17 protein-coding genes are annotated in these 18611 nt (G+C 66.7%); 14 read left to right on the top strand and 3 right to left on the bottom strand.

What is annotated here, in order from left to right; genetic code table 11:
• Positions 1–207 precede the first annotated feature (207 nt).
• Together A9X00_RS10915 and A9X00_RS10910 are read left to right on the top strand one after the other, a co-directional pair.
• Positions 208–1098, top strand: a complete 891-nt coding sequence (locus tag A9X00_RS10915) for a WecB/TagA/CpsF family glycosyltransferase (protein WP_082975048.1) — start codon at positions 208–210, stop codon at positions 1096–1098.
• Between the two features lie 100 nt (positions 1099–1198).
• Positions 1199–1960 carry a bifunctional 2-polyprenyl-6-hydroxyphenol methylase/3-demethylubiquinol 3-O-methyltransferase UbiG gene (locus A9X00_RS10910; protein ID WP_067152766.1) on the top strand — a complete coding sequence of 254 codons (762 nt, stop codon included), beginning with the start codon at positions 1199–1201 and terminating at the stop codon, positions 1958–1960.
• Positions 1961–2006: 46 nt separating this feature from the next.
• Here A9X00_RS10910 and A9X00_RS10905 read toward each other — a convergent pair whose 3' ends face one another.
• Together A9X00_RS10905 and metG are read right to left on the bottom strand one after the other, a co-directional pair.
• On the bottom strand, positions 2007–2369 hold the full coding sequence (locus tag A9X00_RS10905; RefSeq protein WP_082975056.1) for a PAS domain S-box protein: 363 nt from the start codon (positions 2367–2369) through the stop codon (positions 2007–2009).
• A 134-nt stretch (positions 2370–2503) separates the two neighbouring features.
• Positions 2504–4060, bottom strand: a complete 1557-nt coding sequence (gene metG / locus A9X00_RS10900) for a methionine--tRNA ligase (RefSeq protein ID WP_067152762.1) — start codon at positions 4058–4060, stop codon at positions 2504–2506.
• 18 nt (positions 4061–4078) lie between these two features.
• On the opposite strand from metG, the gene A9X00_RS10895 reads away from it, so the two are divergent.
• From A9X00_RS10895 to A9X00_RS10875, 5 genes are all read left to right on the top strand, one after another.
• Complete coding sequence (locus A9X00_RS10895; RefSeq protein WP_067152760.1) at positions 4079–4933, top strand: TatD family hydrolase; 855 nt, start codon at positions 4079–4081, stop codon at positions 4931–4933.
• 170 nt (positions 4934–5103) lie between these two features.
• A complete protein-coding gene (locus A9X00_RS10890) occupies positions 5104–6231 on the top strand; it encodes a resuscitation-promoting factor (protein WP_197515131.1) in 1128 nt (375 codons plus the stop codon).
• Positions 6195–7142, top strand: coding sequence for a 16S rRNA (adenine(1518)-N(6)/adenine(1519)-N(6))-dimethyltransferase RsmA (gene rsmA / locus A9X00_RS10885; RefSeq protein WP_067152811.1), 948 nt, complete (start codon positions 6195–6197; stop codon positions 7140–7142). Before A9X00_RS10890 ends, rsmA begins: the two co-directional genes overlap by 37 nt.
• Positions 7143–7204: 62 nt before the next feature.
• On the top strand, positions 7205–8161 hold the full coding sequence (locus tag A9X00_RS10880) for a 4-(cytidine 5'-diphospho)-2-C-methyl-D-erythritol kinase (RefSeq protein ID WP_197515133.1): 957 nt from the start codon (positions 7205–7207) through the stop codon (positions 8159–8161).
• A gap of 256 nt (positions 8162–8417) precedes the next feature.
• Positions 8418–10052: a fatty acyl-AMP ligase gene (locus A9X00_RS10875; RefSeq protein ID WP_067152756.1), complete on the top strand. Its 1635-nt coding sequence runs from the start codon at positions 8418–8420 to the stop codon at positions 10050–10052.
• A 92-nt stretch (positions 10053–10144) separates the two neighbouring features.
• On the opposite strand, the gene A9X00_RS10870 is transcribed toward A9X00_RS10875, so the two are convergent.
• Positions 10145–10744, bottom strand: a complete 600-nt coding sequence (locus A9X00_RS10870) for a TetR/AcrR family transcriptional regulator (RefSeq protein ID WP_067152754.1) — start codon at positions 10742–10744, stop codon at positions 10145–10147.
• A gap of 140 nt (positions 10745–10884) precedes the next feature.
• Here A9X00_RS10870 and A9X00_RS10865 point away from each other — a divergent pair, with 140 nt between their 5' ends.
• The 7 genes from A9X00_RS10865 (at position 10885) to A9X00_RS10835 (ending at position 18581) form a co-directional block, all read left to right on the top strand.
• Entirely contained in the window at positions 10885–12450 is a 1566-nt protein-coding gene (locus A9X00_RS10865) for an NAD(P)/FAD-dependent oxidoreductase (protein ID WP_067152752.1), read from the top strand.
• Positions 12447–12776, top strand: coding sequence for a ferredoxin (gene fdxA, locus A9X00_RS10860; RefSeq protein WP_067152750.1), 330 nt, complete (start codon positions 12447–12449; stop codon positions 12774–12776). Before A9X00_RS10865 ends, fdxA begins: the two co-directional genes overlap by 4 nt.
• Positions 12773–13675, top strand: a complete 903-nt coding sequence (locus A9X00_RS10855) for an SDR family NAD(P)-dependent oxidoreductase (protein WP_067152748.1) — start codon at positions 12773–12775, stop codon at positions 13673–13675. The genes fdxA and A9X00_RS10855 overlap by 4 nt, the downstream gene beginning before the upstream one ends.
• 236 nt (positions 13676–13911) lie before the next feature.
• Positions 13912–15078, top strand: a complete 1167-nt coding sequence (locus A9X00_RS10850; protein WP_369830739.1) for an MCE family protein — start codon at positions 13912–13914, stop codon at positions 15076–15078.
• Positions 15075–16109, top strand: coding sequence for an MCE family protein (locus A9X00_RS10845; RefSeq protein ID WP_067152744.1), 1035 nt, complete (start codon positions 15075–15077; stop codon positions 16107–16109). The genes A9X00_RS10850 and A9X00_RS10845 overlap by 4 nt, the downstream gene beginning before the upstream one ends.
• Complete coding sequence (locus A9X00_RS10840) at positions 16102–17184, top strand: MCE family protein (protein ID WP_067152742.1); 1083 nt, start codon at positions 16102–16104, stop codon at positions 17182–17184. Before A9X00_RS10845 ends, A9X00_RS10840 begins: the two co-directional genes overlap by 8 nt.
• Positions 17184–18581, top strand: coding sequence for an MCE family protein (locus A9X00_RS10835; protein WP_067152740.1), 1398 nt, complete (start codon positions 17184–17186; stop codon positions 18579–18581). Before A9X00_RS10840 ends, A9X00_RS10835 begins: the two co-directional genes overlap by 1 nt.
• Positions 18582–18611 lie beyond the last annotated feature (30 nt).

Below are 18611 nucleotides of genomic sequence, written 5' to 3'. Positions count from 1 at the left end.
ATGGTTCACAGGCGCTTTTCAGGCACTTCGCTGCGTCGAGCGCGAGGCCGGGGCGCCGCGTGGCGTGAAGTCCCCGCTCAATCAGGACGGCACCGCTTCGTGCGTCCCGTCGCACTGCCGACCGCCTACGTGTGGACACCAGAGGTGCTCTAACTCATAGTCTTATCTGGCTTACAATCCATACCTTACGCATGTACTATTCCATTCATGCCAACCACCGGTCTGCCCAAGGCGAAGGGGCTGGATGGCTGCTCCGGCGGGAGCGCTGACAAGCGCTTCTTCGCGGCGTGCGGTGGCGTAGGGCCCCGCCAGGCGCCGAACACGGTGCCGACGGGCAAGGCGGATCCCAGACTGATCAACAAGGTGATCAATAGCATCACCCCCATCCAGAACCGCGACCAGGCTGACGCGCTGCTCGCAAAGTGCCTCGCTTCGGAATCGCCGCAGATTATTTCTTTTCTCAACGCACATGGCCTCAATGTGTGCTACCGAAACGATGAGTTCGCCGACGCGGTGCTGCGGTCCGACGTCGTCTTCCGCGACGGCATTGGCATGCAGCTGCTCGTTAAAGCGTTGAAAGGCGATCCGGGCCTGAACATGAACGGGACCGACCTGATACCGGAATTTCTCGACAAAGCGCGAGGCGAGACGGTCGGCATCCTCGGCACCCGGGAGCCTTACCTGTCCAAGGCGGCCGAAGCACTCAAGCAAGCCGGGCACAACATCGTTTTTTGCACGGACGGGTTCAAGGATGCGGCGTCATACCTATCGGTCGTCGAAAAGTACAGACCGCGGATTGTCGTACTGGCAATGGGCATGCCCAAGCAGGAACTCGTTTCCTTGTACCTGAAGGAGAATGCGAGTTATAACCCAATACTTATCAACGGGGGTGCCATCGTCGATTTCATCGCCGGTAAAGTAAAAAGGGCGCCGCAATGGATGCGTCAGCTTCACCTGGAGTGGGTCTTTCGCTTAGTGAACGAGCCGAAGCGATTGGCTAAAAGGTATGTGATCGGAAATCTTCTGTTTCTTATGCGCATCCAAGACATCCGCAAGACGTATATCCCTGCGCTGGATGGAGGGGCTCTGGCGGTTTGATTACCTTATGCGTTTTCGCGAACAACGACAGTGGTCGGTTAGTCAAGTGCTCCCGTAAGAGCACAAGCATCGGAACACGTCATAACCGAAAGGTCTCGCATTGACTGAAACCGAGGAGTATGCGCGCGAGTACTTCCAAGAGCAGGAGGCGTCCAACCAAGAGTATTGGCGGAGGTTCGGCGCCCCTGTGGATTGGGCGGGCAAACGCGTTCTCGAAGTCGGATGCGGACACGGAGCCATGTCGGTCGAGATGGCCGAAGCGGGGGCTGAAGTGGTGGGCGTTGATCTCGACGCGGGCCGTATCGCGTTCGCCAACCGCAACCTGGCGCAGCGGTTTCCCCACCTGCTCGACCGCGTGACATTCCGAGCGGGCGAGGCGGCTTCGCTCCCGGCGCACGAGCTATTCGATGTGATCGTTTCCAAGGACACCTTCGAACACGTCGCCGATGTCGCGGCCTTGCTGAAAGCGCTGGGCGAGCGGTTGGTCCGGCCGGACGGGCTCATTTACGCCGGCTTCAGTCCGCTGTATTACAGCCCTTTCGGCGACCACGGCCGCGCCGGGCTGAAAGTGCCGTGGGCGCACGCCGTTTTGCCGAACCGCGCGGTGTTTGCGGCGGCCGCTCGGCACAACGGCCATCCCGTCGGGTCCCTGCTGGATATCGGCCTCAACGGGAACACGCCCGACCAGTTCCGGGCCGCGTTCGACGACAGCGGGCTACGGCTTGTCGATATCGCCTACAACCGCGGTGACAAGCGGCTGCTGCCGGTGCTCGAGAAGGCGCGCAAGCGCTTTCCGCGACTCGACAGATTCACCACGGTCAGCATCTACGCCGTCTTCGGCATCAAGGACGGCGATTCCTGACTGATTCGACGTCATATCCCGACGGTGGAGACGCGCGCCGAGTGACCTACCGCTCGTCTTCCCACAATTGCTCGGTCAGATCCTGGAAGGCCGCGAGCACGAACTGGTCGTCCGCTCGCAGGAGGGCGGACTTGCTCATCAGGGCGCGAACCACCGAACCGTCCTTGTGAGCGAGTTTGACGACCATGTTCGCCAGCGCGTGGACGACCGACAGCAGGGATTCCGACTCGGCGGCCTCGTGGAAGATCTCCTGGAAGCGCAGCGACAAGACTTCGTCGGGCTCGAACCCGAGCATCTCGGCGAACGCGGTGTTGGTGAACAAAATCCCGCCGTCACTCCCGATCGCCAGCACCGGGACCGGGATTCGCTCCAGGACGACCAACGCAGGCAATTGCTGCAATGTTGTCAGCGGCTCGCTCGATTGCGGGTTGCGTCGTCGTTCCACAGGCCGATTATGGCCTATGACCGCGGGTCGCCCGGTCGCTTTCCTCACGGGTGTCGGACGCCGGACCGAATCGCCCTGCTGCGCACCTGAATCGCCGCTTACTCGCCGGGCGCGGCGGGGGGCTGGTAGCGGGGGAACACCCCCGCGGGCGGCGGCAGCGCAGTCCCGGGGACCAGCCGCTCGCCGACCGCGGCAAAAGCCCGCCGGTCCGCGCCCTGGCCGAGCAGGTCCAGCAGCTTGCCGGCCGACTCGGGCATGACCGGCTGGACGAGCAGCGCCGCGATGCGCACCGCCTCACACGTGACATAGAGGACGGTGCGGAACCTGGCCTGATCCGCCTCGGACTCGCTCTTGCGCAGGACCCACGGCTCCTGGGCCGAAAAGTATCTGTTGGCCTCCCCGAGCATCAGCCAGATCGCCTCGAGCGCCAAATGCATCGCCTGACCGTCGAAATTCGCCCGCACGCGCTCCAGCAGGCCGTCGGCGGCCGTCAGCAGATCGGTGTCCGCCGCGGTGAACTCACCCGGCTCGGGCACCACCCCGTCCAGGTTCTTGGCCACCATCGACAGCGAGCGCTGGGCCAGGTTGCCGAGTTCGTTGGCCAGGTCGGCGTTGATCCGGGCGATGATCGCCTCTTCGCTGTAGCTGCCGTCCTGGCCGAACGGAACCTCGCGCAGCAGGAAGTAGCGCACCTGATCGAGGCCGAACGTATCGATGAGCTCGTCCGGGGCGACGACGTTGCCCACCGACTTGCTCATCTTCTCGCCGCGGTTCAGCAGAAACCCGTGCGCGAAAACCTTGCGCGGCAACTCGATTCCCGCCGACATCAGAAACGCCGGCCAGTAGACGGTGTGAAACCTGATGATGTCCTTGCCGATCATGTGCAGATCGGCGGGCCAGTAGCGGCGGAACGCGTCGGAATCGGTGTCGGGATAGCCGACCCCGGTCAGGTAGTTGGTCAGGGCGTCGATCCAGACGTACATGACGTGATCGGGGTGCCCGGGGACCTTCACCCCCCAGTCGAACGAGGTCCGCGAGATCGACAGGTCGCGCAGCCCGCCGGAGACGAAGCTGACCACCTCGTTGCGGCGCACCTCGGGGGCGATGAAGTCGGGGTTCGCCTCGTAGTGGGCGAGCAACTTGTCGGCATACGCCGAGAGCCTGAAGAAGTAGGTCTGCTCCTCGGTCCAGGTCACCGGCGTGCCGGTCTCGACCGCGATCCGCGTCCCGTCGACCACCGCGGTCTCCGACTCGACGAAGAACCGCTCGTCACGCACCGAGTACCACCCGGAGTAGGTGTCCAGGTACAGGTCGCCGGCCGCCTCGATCCGTCGCCAGATCTCCTTGGACGCCTCGTGGTGGTCGGCGTCGGTGGTGCGGATGAACCGGTCGAAGGAGATGTTCAACTTCTCCTGCAGGCGCTGGAACACGTCGGAGTTGCGGCGGGCCAGGTCGGCGGTCGGCAGCCCCTCGGCGGCCGCGGCCTGGGCCATCTTGAGGCCGTGCTCGTCCGTTCCGGTCAGGAAGCGCACGTCGAAACCGTCCAGCCGCTTGAACCGCGCGATGGCGTCGGTGGCGATGTACTCGTACGCGTGCCCCAAGTGCGGCGCGGCGTTGGGGTACGTGATCGCGGTGGTGACGTAGTAGGGCCTCATCGAGACTCACCCTATTGTGTGGCGGTGGGTTCCAACCGCTCTGGTGAACGAGAAGCGCCGCCCGCGCCCGAGCCGCTGGCGCCCCTGATCGACGCGCACACCCACCTCGACGCGTGTGGCGCCGAGGACGCTGAGGGGGTGCGGGCCATCGTCGACCGCGCCGCGGCGGTCGGCGTGGGCGCCGTGGTCACCATCGCCGACGATCTCGAGTCGGCCCGCTGGGTGACGCGCGCGGCCGACTGGGATCCGCGCGTCTACGCTGCCGTGGCGCTGCACCCGACCCGCGCGAACGCGCTGGACGACGCCGCCCGCGCGGAGATCGAGCGGCTCGCCGCCCAGCCCCGGGTGGTGGCGGTGGGGGAGACCGGGATGGACCTGTACTGGCCGGGACGGCTGGAGGGCTGCGCGGAACCGGCCGCGCAGCGGGAGGCCTTCGCCTGGCACATCGACCTGGCCAAGCGGTGCGGGAAACCGCTGATGATCCACAACCGGGAGGCCGACGCCGAGGTGCTCGACGTGCTCGCGGCGGAGGGCGCCCCCGACGCCGTGATCTTTCACTGTTTTTCGTCGGATAGCGCGATGGCCCGCCGCTGCGTCGACAGCGGGTGGTTGCTGAGCCTTTCCGGCACGGTCAGCTTTCGCAATGCGCGCGCCCTGCGCGAGGCCGTCGCGCTGATCCCGCCGGAGCAGCTTTTGGTCGAAACGGATGCGCCTTTTCTGACCCCGCACCCCTATCGGGGCGCAGCGAACGAGCCGTATTGCCTTCCCTATACTGTGCGGGCGATCGCTGAACTGCTGGATCGTCGCCCCGAGGATGTGGCGCACGTCACGACCAGCAATGCCCGCCGGGTCTACGGACTGGCTTCGGAGTAGCTGTGGCGGACCGGTGAATTCGTTAACACCGGTCCGTTGGAGTTGCCCAACATTGGCCGGTTCGTTACCGTCTTGTGATCGAACGGACGGGGCCTAATGGCCCCGCTGTCGTTTAGTGATTTTCCTGCTGAGTGGTTCGTAACTGGTTGCTGAGGTCGGGGTAACGCGCGTTGACTGTATTGACAAAACTTCATCACAATTCATCACCGATGTTGCGGCTCGTTGTCGCGGGCCTGCTGTTAGTACTGGGCTTCGCCGGCGGGCTCGCGGTTTCCGCGTCCAAGACGGTGACGTTGACCGTTGACGGAATCGCGATGCGGGTGTCGACGATGAAGTCGCGGGTGATCGACATCGTCCAGGAGAACGGCTTCAGGGTCGACGAGCGCGACGACCTTTACCCGGCCGCCGACGTGGAGGTGCGCGACGCCGCCAACATCGTGCTGCGGCGCAGCCGGCCGCTGCAGATCTCGCTGGACGGCCACGACTCCAAGCAGGTGTGGACGACCGCGTCGACGGTGGACGAGGCGCTTGCGCAATTGGCGATGACCGACACCGCGCCGGCCGCTGCCTCCCGCGGCAGCCGCGTTCCGCTGGCCGGGATGTCGCTGCCCGTGGTGAGCGCCAAGACGGTCCAGATCAACGACGGCGGCACGGTGCGCACCGTCCACCTCGCCGCGGCCAACGTCGCCGGCCTGTTGAACGCCGCCGGCGCGCCGCTGCTCGAAAGCGACCAGGTGGCACCCGGGGCGGCGGCCCCGATCGTGGACGGGATGCAGATCCAGGTCACCCGCAACCGGATCCAGCGGGTCACCGAGCGGGTCCCGCTGCAGCCGCCCGCGCGCCGGATCGAGGACCCGGAGATGAACGTCAGCCGCCAGGTCGTCGAAGACGCGGGCAGCCCGGGCACCCAGGACGTGACGTTCGCGGTGGCCACGGTCAACGGCGTCGAGACCGGCAGGTTGCCCGTCGCCAACACGGTGATCGCCCCGGCCCGCGAGGCCGTGGTCCGGGTGGGCACCAAGCCCGGCACCGACGTGCCGCCGGTGAGCAACGGATCCATCTGGGACGCCATCGCGGGCTGCGAGGCCGGCGGCAACTGGGCGATCAACACCGGAAACGGGTACTACGGCGGTGTGCAGTTCGACCAGGGAACCTGGGAGCGCAACGGCGGGCTGCGCTTCGCGCCCCGCGCCGACCTCGCCACCCGCGAGGAGCAGATCGCCGTCGCCGAGGTGACCCGGCAGCGCCAGGGCTGGGGCGCCTGGCCCGTGTGCAGCGGAAGAGCTGGTGCAAGCTGACCATCCGGCTCCTCGGGCGCACCGAGATCAGGCGGCTGGCCAAAGAACTGGAATTTCGGCCACGAAAGGCACTGGGGCAGAACTTCGTCCACGACGCCAATACCGTGCGTCGGGTGGTCACAACCTCCGGCGTCGGCCGTTCCGACCACGTCCTGGAGGTCGGTCCCGGGCTCGGTTCGCTCACGCTGGCACTGCTTGACCGCGGCGCCACCGTCACCGCCGTCGAAATCGACCCGGCACTGGCCGGCCGGCTGCCCCAGACCGTCGCCGAACACTCGCACAGCGAAATCCAGCGCCTGTCGGTGCTGAACCGCGACGTGCTGACCCTGCGCCGCGACGAGCTGCCGGACGGGCCTGACGAACCCACCGCGGTCGTGGCCAACCTGCCCTACAACGTCGCGGTCCCCGCGCTGCTGCACCTGCTCGCCGAATTCCCGTCCATCCGGACCGTGACGGTGATGGTGCAGGCCGAGGTCGCCGAACGGCTCGCCGCCGAGCCGGGCGGCAAGGACTACGGCGTGCCCAGCGTGAAGGTCCGCTTCTTCGGGCGGGTGCGCCGCTGCGGCATGGTGTCGCCGACCGTCTTCTGGCCGATCCCGCGGGTCTATTCGGGGCTGGTTCGCATCGACCGCTACGCGACGTCGCCGTGGCCGACCGACGACGCCTTCCGGCGGCGGGTGTTCGAACTCGTCGACATCGCTTTCGCCCAGCGGCGCAAGACATCCCGCAACGCGTTCGCCGAATGGGCCGGCTCGGGCAACGAGTCGGCGAATCGGCTGCTGGCCGCCAGCATCGATCCGGCCCGCCGCGGCGAGACGCTGTCCATCGACGACTTCGTGCGGTTGTTGCGCCGCTCCGGGGATCCGGACGACACGCTGCCGAGCGTTTCGGGGCACGCTTCGGCGAGCTGACCCGGCGCCATGGCGTGTGGTTCGCCCGGCGCGGCGTTAGTCTGCTGCGGTGGTCGACGGGGATTATCGTGTCTGACGGCAACACCGCCGCGCAGTGGGTGCCCACCGGGTCGGTCACCGTGCGGGTGCCCGGCAAAGTCAACCTCTACCTGGCGGTGGGGGACCGCCGCAAGGACGGCTACCACGAGCTGACGACGGTCTTTCAGGCCGTCTCGCTGCTCGACGAGGTGACGGTCCGCAACGCCGACGTGCTGTCGCTCGAGCTCGTCGGCGAGGGCGCCGGCAAGCTGCCGACCGACGAGCGCAACCTGGCCTGGCAGGCGGCCGAGCTGATGGCCGAACACGTCGGGCGGGCGCCCGACGTCTCGATCATGATCGACAAGTCCATTCCGGTGGCCGGCGGCATGGCGGGCGCCGGCGCCGACGCGGCGGCGGTGCTGGTGGCGATCAACTCGCTGTGGGAACTCAACGTGCCGCGGCGCGACCTGCGCATCCTGGCCGCGAAGCTCGGCAGCGACGTGCCCTTCGCGCTGCACGGCGGCACCGCGCTGGGAACCGGTCGCGGCGAGGAGCTGGCGACCGTGCTGTCGCGCAACAGCTTCCACTGGGTGCTGGCGTTCGCCGACGGTGAGCTGCTCACCCCGGCGGTGTTCAAGGAGCTGGACCGGCTCAGGAAGGCCGGAAAACCGCCGCGACTCGCCGAGCCCGGGCCGGTGCTGGCGGCTCTGGCCGCGGGCGACCCGGAGCAACTGGCACCGCTGCTCGGCAACGAGATGCAAGCGGCCGCGGTGAGCATGAACCCCGCCCTGCGCAAGGCCCTGCGCGCCGGCGTCGAGGCGGGGGCCCTGGCCGGCATCGTGTCCGGCTCCGGCCCGACGTGCGCCTTCCTGTGCACGTCGGCGGCGTCGGCGGTGGACGTCGGCACGCAGCTGTCCGGGGCGGGGGTGTGTCGCACCGTTCGGGTCGCCACCGGTCCGGTGCCCGGCGCCCGCGTCGTGCCCGCCCCCACTGAAGTGTGAATTCGCACTCAAGGCGCGTCACAGTTTGGCAGTTACTTAAGAGGAGTTTAAGATAACTGGCGGTGACGAGCAGCGGTAAGCAAGACCACTCGATTCCTTCGCCCACCGGAATTACCGGTGGGCTCGTTGGCTCATCACCTGTCCGAGACCTAACCGCTGCGCAATCGTGCTCGCTTGGCTGCTACAAAGTGGCACCCAGCAGGCGGAACATGAGATTCCGGGCCTTGGGGCAACTGCCGGAACCGAGGAGGTTTTTGTGAGCAGGTTTACCGAGAAGATGTTCCACAATGCCCGCACCGCGACGACGGGCATGGTCACCGGTGAACCGCACGCGCCCGTCCGGCACACCTGGGGCGAGGTGCACGAGCGCGCCCGTCGCATCGCCGGCGGCCTGGCCGCCGCGGGCATCGGCCTCGGCGACGCGGTCGGCGTGCTCGCCGGCTTCCCGGTGGAGATCGCCCCGACGGCGCAGGGGCTGTGGATGCGCGGCGCCAGCCTGACCATGCTGCACCAGCCGACACCGCGCACCGACCTGGCGATGTGGGCCGAGGACACCATGACCGTCATCGGCATGATCGAGGCCAAGGCCGTCATCGTGTCCGAGCCCTTCCTGGTGGCCATCCCCGTGCTCGAGGAGAAGGGCATCACCGTCCTCACCGTCGCCGACCTGCTGGCCTCGGAGCCGATCGACCCGATCGAGGTGGGCGAGGACGACCTGGCGCTCATGCAGTTGACGAGCGGCTCGACGGGATCTCCCAAGGCCGTCCAGATCACCCACCGCAACATTCACTCGAACGCCGAGGCGATGTTCATCGGCGCCCAGTACGACGTCGACAAGGACGTCATGGTCAGCTGGCTGCCCTGCTTCCACGACATGGGCATGGTCGGCTTCCTGACCATCCCGATGTACTTCGGCGCGGAGCTGGTCAAGGTCACGCCGATGGACTTCCTGCGCGACACGCTGCTCTGGGCCAAGCTCATCGACAAGTACAAGGGCACCATGACCGCGGCGCCCAACTTCGCCTACGCGCTGCTGGCCAAGCGGCTGCGCCGCAACGCCAAGCCCGGCGACTTCGACCTGTCGACCCTGCGCTTCGCGCTGTCCGGCGCCGAGCCCGTCGAACCCGCCGACGTCGAGGACCTGCTCGACGCGGGCAAGCCGTTCGGGTTGCGGCCCTCGGCGATCCTGCCGGCCTATGGCATGGCCGAGACGACGCTGGCGGTGTCGTTCTCCGAGTGCAACGCCGGGCTCGTCGTCGACGAGGTCGACGCCGACCTGCTCGCGGCCCTACGCCGCGCCGTCCCGGCGACCAAGGGCAACACCCGCAGGCTGGCCACGCTGGGCCCGCTGCTGAAGGACCTCGAGGCCCGCATCATCGACGAGAACGGCAACGTGATGCCCGCCCGCGGCGTCGGGGTCATCGAGCTGCGCGGCGAGTCGCTGACGCCCGGCTACCTCACCATGGGCGGCTTCATCCCGGCGCAGGACGAGCACGGCTGGTACGACACCGGCGACCTCGGCTACCTGACCGAGGAGGGCCACGTGGTGGTGTGCGGCCGCGTCAAGGACGTGATCATCATGGCGGGCCGCAACATCTACCCGACCGACATCGAGCGGGCCGCGTGCCGCGTCGAGGGGGTGCGGCCCGGCTGCGCCGTCGCGGTGCGCCTCGACGCCGGCCACTCCCGCGAGACGTTCGCCGTCGCTGTCGAGTCCAACGCCTGGCAGGACCCGGCCGAGGTGCGCCGCATCGAGCACCAGGTCGCCCACGAAGTGGTGGCCGAGGTCGACGTCCGGCCGCGCAACGTCGTGGTGCTGGGCCCCGGCACCATCCCGAAGACGCCGTCGGGCAAGCTGCGCCGGTCCACGTCGGTCACGCTGGTCAGCTAGCTTTCGTTTCGGCCGTACGCGCGCGTTGCGGCGAGCGTGCGCAAATTGCCAAGGATTGCGGCGTGTCGCCGTGCAGACACGCACACTCGCGATCAGGTGAGCGGGGAAAGCCCCGACCTGACCAGGTCCAGGCAGGTGGCGGAGATGGCCGCCAAGTCGTCGACGCAGCCGTTGCGCCCCCACGTCTCCACCCCGATCACCATGGCCGCGGCCAGCGTGGCGCCCGCGACGTTGGCGACCAGCTCGATGTTCTCCACGTCGGGGTAGCGCTGCTTGACGAAGTCGGTGATGACGGCCGCGAACGACGACTGGACCACCCGCAGGTGGCCGGCGATCTGCTCGCCGGTGATCAGTTCGGCGCGGGCGAGCGCCGCCTGCCGAACCAGCTCCATGTCGTGCGGATAGCTGGCCATGCTGGCCAGCACCGCGTCGAACACCGACTCGGACCGCGGGCGTTGCGTGAGCGCCTCGGCCAGCCACTCCACGTGCGTGTCGTAGTCCTGGAACAGCACGGCTTCCTTGGTGGGGAAGTGCCGGAAGAACGTGCGCTCGGTGACGCCGGCTTCCTGAGCCAACTGCTGCACCGTCACGTTGCCGAAGCCCTCGCTCGCGAACCTCTTCAAGGCCACCTGGCGCAGTGCCTCATGGGTTCTGCTGCGGCGCAGCTTGTGCAGGTTCGTCGGCTCGGCCATACCTGGCATCACATCACATCCCCGATCCGGTCAGCGCCGACGTCTTCCAATTGAGTCAGTACTGACATATATTAGGTCCGCCCTCGATGGGTGTCTCGCCGGGCCGCCGCGAAGACCATTTCGGAGAAGGAGCATCAGCGATGACGGATTATGACGCGATCGTGGTCGGCGCCGGCCATAACGGGCTGACCGCGGCGGCGGTCCTGCAGCGCGCCGGCCTGCGCACCCTGTGCCTGGAGGCCAATACCTACAGCGGCGGGATGGCGGCCACCGTCGAGTTGATCGACGGATTCCGTTACGAGATAGCGGGTTCGGTGCAGTTTCCCACCGCCCCCGCAATCACCAAGGAACTTGGGCTGGACACGCTGCCCACCGTCGACGCCGAAGTCCAGTCGGTCAACCTCGGCGACAACGGCGAAGAACCCATGATCTTCTATCGCGATCCGATGCAGCTGATGACCCACCTCGCCGAGAAGCTCGGGACCGAGGCCGTCACGGGGATGGCCGAGATGATTGGCTGGAGCCAGGGGCCCGCGAAAGCGCTCGGCCGCTTCGAGGTGCGCACGCCGCCCAAGACTCTCGACGAGATGTACGCCTGCGCCGCAAACGAATCCGAGCGCAGGGCCATCCACGAGGTGCTGTTCGGGTCGGCGATGGATCCCATCGACCGCTACCTGCCCGACAAGGACAAGCACGCGGTGCTGCGCGGAATGCTCGCCTTCCTCGCCATCAACTCCACCTACCGCGGTCCCTACACCCCGGGCAGCGCAACGTGTTTGGCGTTCGCGCTCGCCGTCCCCAACGAGGGTGCGGCGATGATGACGAAACTCGAGGGCGGCATCGGCGCGCTCGGCCAACACCTGCACGATCTGTTCGTCTCACACGGGGGCGAGGTCAGGTACCGCGCCAAGGTGGAAAAGATTCTCGTCGCGAACGACCGCGTGACCGGCGTGCGCCTGAAGGACGGTTCCGAGATCAGCGCGCCGGTCGTCGTGTCCAACCTCTCGCCCGACCTGACCCTGGTCGACATGGTCGGGGCCGAGCACCTGCCCGCCGACCTCGTCGCCCGGCTCAGCGGGCGCGACCATCGGGCGCCGTTCGTCCAGATCCACTTTGCCCTCGACGGCCTGCCGGAATTCGCCCCGCCGTACGACTTTCTCAACGAACCCGGCATGCAGTCGTCGATCGGCATCTTCGGGTCGCCCGAAGAACAGCAACGCCAGTGGGAGGAATGCAAGCGGGGCATCGTTCCGGACAATCCGTCGATGGGCATGCAGATCCCGTCGGTGCACGACCCCGGCATGGCGCCCCCGGGCAAGCACGCGGCGAGCGCGTTCGCCTATGCGTTCCCGGTCGAAACGCCCCGTGAACTGCACGGCCAGCTCAAGAACGTGATGGCGGAGAAGGTGATCGACAAGATCACCCGCTTCGCGCCCAACTTCCGCGACATCCAGATTCGGCATATCACGTTCGCTCCCTACCACATGCAGACGATGTTCGCGGCGCCCGCCGGCGACTTCTGCCACGGCATGCTGCATCCAGATCTGATGGGGCCCAACCGACCCGGGCCCAAGGGCTTTATCGACCTGCCGATTCCGATCGAGGGGCTGTACCTGGGTGGCGCGGGATGCCATGGGGGGCCGGGGATTACCTTCACCCCCGGCTACAACGCCGCGCATCAAGCGCTCGAGGACATCTCGCGATGACCTACGTGATCGCCGAACCCTGCGTCGATCTCAAGGACAAGGCCTGCATCGAGGAATGCCCCGTCGACTGCATCTACGAAGGCGCGCGGATGCTTTACATCCAGCCCGACGAATGCGTCGACTGCGGTGCCTGCGAGCCGGTCTGCCCGGTCGAGGCCATCTACTACGAGGACGACCTGCCCGACGAGTGGAGCGGCTACACGCAGATCAACGCCGACTTCTTCGAGCGGCTGGGCTCGCCGGGCGGCGCGGCCAAAGTCGGTGTGTGCGAGGATGATCCGCCGGCGGTCAGAGGGCTCGAGCCGGCTGGAGGGCAGTGCCAGTGACACCGCCCCTCGACGGCGCGGTGGCCCTCGTCACCGGCGCGAGCCAGGGCATCGGCCAGGGCATCGCGATCGAGCTGGGCAATCAGGGCGCCACCGTCTGGCTCACCGCCCGCAACGGCGCCGGGCTCGAGCGGACCGCCGATCAGATCCGGGCGCTCGGCGGCGCTGCGGTGACCCGGCCCTGCGATCACGCCGACGACGGTCAAGTGGAGGCCGTGTTCGACGAATTGCGGCGCGAAGCGGGCCGACTCGACGTGGTGGTCAACGTCGCGTCGCCGGACTTCACATCGATGGTGGCCCAACCGTTTTGGACGCTGCCGTTCCAGGCGATCACCGATAGCCTCGTCGTCGGCCCGCGCGCGAACTTCGTAACCTCGGCGCTCGCCGCGCCGATGATGATCGAGCAGGGGGGCGGGCTGATCGTCAACATCTCCTCCCACGGCTGCGAGGACTACCTCCTTTCCACGCCCTACGGGGCGGCCAAGGCCGCCATCGAGAAGATCACCCACGACACCGCGCTCGAACTGCGCGAGCACAATGTCGCCGTGATCGGGCTGTGGCCGGGATTGGTGCTTACCGAGCGCATCCTCGCCTTCGCGACCGAGGGCCCCTCGGGTTCGCGTCAGTTGTTCGGGCTCGACCTCGACATCTGCGAGTCGCCGCGGTTCCCGGGCCGCGCGGTCGTCGCGCTGTTCACCGACCCCGATCGGATGGCCCGCACGGGCCGATCGTTCTTCGCCTCGCGGCTCGCCCGCGAGTACGGCTTCACCGACGTCGACGGACGTGTGCCGCCCGAGGTGCGGTTGCTGGTCGACTACCTCGGCGACGGCAACGTGCCGGAGTATTGGCGGATGGTGGAGCGGTTCGGCCGCGGCTTCGCCGAACCTTCACCGGCGTAATCGCCCTGCCAAACTTGTCAGTGCTGACATCTTCCAATTACGTCAGCACTGACATATTCTAGCGTCAGCCGCGGGGTGCTCGGTGAGTCGCCCTGGGGCGCGGTGGAACAAGGAGCCCGAACCATGACTGAGCCAACGAGGTTGGCGCGCAACCTCTCCCGGCCGATCGCCAGCTCCCCGACCCACTTCTACTTGTGCCGGCGAGGGAATTAATGTCGGGGGTCGTCCGTCCGCTGATGGGCCTGCTGACTCTGGCGGCGATTGCCGGGCTCATCGCCGTCACCGCGGGGGCGTTCCGCGGGGATTTCGTCGAGACTGTGCCGATCACCGTGCTGTCACAGCGCGCCGGGTTGGTGATGAATCCAGACGCGAAGGTGAAATTGCGTGAGGTGCAGGTCGGAACGGTTTCCTCGATAGAGGAGCGGCCGGATGGCCAAGCGGCGCTTCGCCTGGCGATCGATCCGGCGAAGCTACGTCTGATACCGGCCAACGTGCTGGTCGACATCGCCTCTACGACGGTGTTCGGCGCCAAGTTCGTCCAGCTGATTCCGCCGGCGGAACCCTCGACGGAGATGCTGCACGCCGGACAGGTGCTCGATGCCAAAAGCGTCACGGTGGAGATCAATACGGTGTTCGAGGAACTCACGTCGGCACTGTCGAAGATCGAACCGGAGAAACTCAACGAGACATTGGGTGCGCTCGCCGCGGCGCTCAACGGGCGCGGTCACCAGATCGGCCAGATGCTCGCCGACCTGGATTCTTTCCTGGCCAAGCTGGACCCGGGCCTTGCCAACCTGGGCCACGACATCGCCGCGTCGCGAAAGGCGTTCGGCGCCTACGCGGATGGGGCCCACGACCTCGTCGAGGTCGCCGGCAACGCGACCCGGATAAGTCAGACCATCGTCGACGAACAAGCCAACCTCGATGCACTGCTGATCAGCGCGATCGGGCTGGGAGACATCGGAAACGACGTCGTGGGCGGCAACCGGGGCGCGCTGACCGATGTTGTTCACCTGTTGGTGCCGACCACCGACACGACCAACGACTACCACGAAGCGCTGAACTGCGCGCTGGCCGGGATGGTGCCGATATCCAAGAACCCGCCGCCCGGCGATCCCGGCGTTGTGGTTTCGGTCAGTTTCACGTCGGCGCTCGAACGTTATCGGTACCCGGGCCACCTGCCCAAGGTGGCGGCCACGGGAGGTCCGCATTGCCAGGACCAGCACCTGCCGGCGGTCTCTCCCGGAACCGCTCCGCCGTTCTTGGTCACCGACGTGGGCGCCAACCCCTGGCAGTACGGAAACCAGGGGATACTGCTCAACGCCGACGGGCTCAAGCAATTGCTCTACGGGCCGATCGACGGGCCGCCGCGCAACTCCGCTCAGGTCGGGCAGCCCGGGTGAGCGGCTCGGCGCGAGCGACGGTGCTCAAATTCGGGGTCTTCGCCGCCGTGATGGTGACGCTGACCGCGGCTCTGTTCTTCATCTTCGGTCAGTACCGCACGAGCGCCACCACCGGCTATTCCGCGGTGTTCGCCGACGTGTCGCGCCTCAAACCCGGCGACTCGGTGCGCGCGGCCGGCATCCGGGTCGGAACGGTCGACAGCGTCGAATTGCGCACGAACACCACCGTCTTGGTGAAGTTCGATGCCGATCGCGGAGTCGCGCTGACCACGGGCACGAAGGCGGCGGTCCGCTATCTCAACCTGGTCGGGGATCGCTACCTGGAACTGATCGACGGGCCGGGATCGAGCCGGGTGCTGCCGCCCGGGGCGCAGATCCCGATCGACCGCACGGCGCCCGCGCTCGACCTCGATCTCCTCCTGGGCGGCTTGAAACCCGTTATCCAGGGCCTCAACCCGCAAGACGTGAACGCGCTCACCTCGTCGTTGGTGCGAGTCTTCCAGGGTGAGGGCGACACCCTGGACTCCGTCTTCTCGAAGACCTCATCGTTCTCGAATGCCTTGGCCGACAACAACCGAACGGTCGAAAATCTCATCGACAACATGCACACGGTGCTCGCCACGCTCGTCCGGGATGGCGACAAGTTCTCCGGCGCCATCGACCGGCTGGAGCGGTTGACCACCGGCCTCTCCCAAGACCGCGACCCAATCGGCGCCGCGATCGAATCGCTGGACAACGGGACGGCGTCCATCGCCGACCTGCTGCGGCAAGGACGGCCGCCGCTGGCCGGCACCGTGGAGCAACTCAGTCGCCTGGCGCCATTGCTCGATCAGGGCAAAGACCAGATCGACGCGGCCCTGCAGAAGGCGCCGGAGAACTACCGCAAACTCGTACGACTCGGCGCGTACGGCAGCTTCATCCAGTTTTACATCTGCGGGATGACGGTCCGGGTCTCCGATCTGCAGGGCCGAACCGCGGTGTTCCCCTGGCTCAAGCAAACCGGCGGGAGGTGTGCGGAACCCAATGCGTAAGTACCGCGGTGCTCACCTCGCGCGGGCCGGATTCATCGGCTTTGCCCTCGTCGTGCTCGTCATCGCCGTCGGCCTGCAACCGCAGCAATTGATCTCGCTGGCGACCGACGTCCGCTACCGGGCGTTGTTCACCGAGGCGGGTGGGCTCGAGGTCGACAACGATGTGACGGCATCGGGCATCAAGGTCGGCGAGGTATCCGACATCGCGCTGCGCGACGAAGATGTGTTGGTCACCTTCACCGTCGACGGAAAAGTTCGGCTCGGGTCGAACAGCACCGCACACATCAGGACGGGTTCGCTGTTGGGCCAGCGGGTGCTGACCCTCGACACGGCTGGCACCGGGACGCTGCGCCCGTCCGACGTCATCCCGGTCTCGCGCACCTCGTCGCCGTACTCCCTCACCGAATCGGTCAGCGAACTCACGACGAATCTCGCGGGGACCGACACCGCATCGCTCAACCAATCGCTCGACACGTTGTCGGCGACGATCGACCGGGTCGCACCGCAACTGGGGCCGATGTTCGACGGCCTGACCCGGCTGTCGGAGTCGTTGAACGGCCGCAACAAGACGCTCGGTGAGGTTCTCAAGGACGCCGGCGCCCTGACCGGCATTCTTTCCGAACGCAGCCAGCAGGTGAACCGGTTGATCCTCAACACCAACGACCTGCTCGACGTTCTGGCCCGGCGGCGCCGGACGATCGTCGACTTGCTGGCAAACATATCGGCGATGGCCAAGCAGCTGTCCGGGCTGGTGCACGACAACGAAAAGACGTTGGCCCCGATGCTGCAGAAGCTCAATTCGGTGACGGCCGTCCTGGAGAAGAACCGCGACAACATCGCCAAAGCCCTTCCGGGCCTGGCCAAATACGAGGTCACCCAGGGGGAAGCGGTGTCTAGCGGGTTCTACTACCAGTCGTTCACGCCGAATATCATGCCGCCCGCGTTCATACAGCCGTTCATGGATTATTTGTGGGGCTTCCGCAGGGGCAACATCCCCGGGCAGCCGCCGGACAACGCCGGCCCGCGTGCATTATTCCCCTTCCCGCACAATGGGATTCCAGAGGGACCACACTGATGTCGCGGAACAGGCTGGTGCTGTGCGTGGCCGTCGTGTTGGCCGGACTGGGTATTGGGGGCGCGACTGTCCTTGCCTATCAGTCATTCTGGCATCCCAAGACGATCACGGCCTACTTCACTACCGCGACCGCGATCTATCCGGGTGACCAGGTGCGCGTCGCGGGCGTCAAAATCGGTGAGATCAAGTCGATCCGCCCGGAGGGCGACCTGGTCGGAATCACCATGAACGTCGACCACGACGTGCGCATCCCCGCGGACGCCAAGGCGGTAATCGTCGCGCAGAATTTGGTTTCCGCGCGTTATGTCCAGCTTGCGTCGGCGCACCGCGGGGGCACCCCGACGATGCGCGACGGCGCCGTCATTCCCGTCGAACGCACCGCGGTGCCGGTCGAATGGGATGAGGTGAAGGCCCAACTAACGCGCCTCGCAACCGATTTGGGACCTAACAGTCAAGTGTCGACGCCGTCGCTGGCGCGGTTCATCGACAGCGCCGCCAACGCGCTGAGTGACAACGGCGACAAGATGCGCCGGACGCTGGCGCAGCTTTCCGGCGTGGGTAGGATCCTTGCCAACGGCAGCGGCAACATCGTCGACATCATCAACAATCTGCAGGTCTTCGTCACGGCACTGCGTGACAGCAACCAGCAGGTCGTCTCGTTCGAGGATCGGCTCGCCACGCTTACCAGCGTGCTCGACGACAGCAAGTCAGACCTGGACGCCGCCTTGACCGATCTGTCGACCGTGGTCGGCGACGTGCAACGATTCGTCTCCGGAAGCCGTGACCAGGCTTCCGAACAAATCCGGCGATTGGCCGACGTCACGCAGAACCTCGTCGACCATCGCACCGACCTCGAGAACCTCTTGCACGTCGCCCCGAACGCATTCGCCAATTTCTACAACGCCTATAACCCCGACACCGGTGACACCATCGGATCCATCGTGCTCAACAACTTCTCGAATCCGCTGCAGTTCATCTGCGCACAGATCGGAGCGCTCGAAAACGTCACCGCCGGCGAGACGGGAAAGCTGTGTGCCCAATATCTCGGGCCCGCGCTCCAAACGATCAGCGTCAACTACCCGCCCATTCCGACGAGCCTGGTCCTGATGAAGTCGGCAAACCCCGACAACATCATCTATTCCGAGCCACGACTGGCGCCCGGCGGCGAGGGCCCGAAACCCATGTTGCCCGTGCAGCCGCCTGCGGTGTCCGCCTACGTCGGGCTGCCGGGCGACGTGCCGCCCGCGGCGCTGCCACCGCCGCCACTGGCACGCATACCGGGACTGGCACAACCCGAGCCGCCGCCCACGACGGCCACCGGGACTGTGCCGCAGGACATTCCCGCACGCGCACCCGCGAACCTCCAGGACATGCTGCTGGGCGGGGCTCAGCCGTGACCCGATCACGGCCAGCGGGCCGGGCGCTCG

Origin of the sequence: Mycobacterium sp. 1245805.9 (genome assembly GCF_001672915.1) — a bacterium.
Taxonomy (GTDB): domain Bacteria; phylum Actinomycetota; class Actinomycetes; order Mycobacteriales; family Mycobacteriaceae; genus Mycobacterium.
This window is presented reverse-complemented; position numbering and strand designations above follow the sequence as displayed.